At 66.5% G+C, this 269-nt stretch carries 1 pseudogene; it reads right to left on the bottom strand.

The features are described from left to right. A pseudogene (locus SB753_RS37565) lies at window positions 1–269 on the bottom strand (hypothetical protein); the annotation flags it as partial.

Raw genomic sequence — 269 nt, forward strand, 5'->3', positions numbered from 1 at the left:
GGCGCATGCCATCGGCGTCGCCATCGTCGGAAAATGCGCGCGGCTTTTGCGTGGACAATGCATCGACGACAGCCTGCGTAATGGCATCCGTCGCATCCGCCGCAGACGCGGCGTCGCGCAACACCAGCGGCTCGACCGCTACGCCAGCGACATCCGGCGCGACCACCGGCGCCGCAGCAGGCGCGCCCTGTTCGAACGCGTGTGCGCCGAACGTCACCATCGAACCACATACCATCGTGGCAATGCCGGCGAGTTTTCGGGTCTCGGTT

The sequence above is a fragment of the Paraburkholderia sp. SIMBA_053 genome, assembly GCF_046534895.1.
Classification (GTDB): Bacteria; Pseudomonadota; Gammaproteobacteria; order Burkholderiales; family Burkholderiaceae; genus Paraburkholderia; species Paraburkholderia caledonica.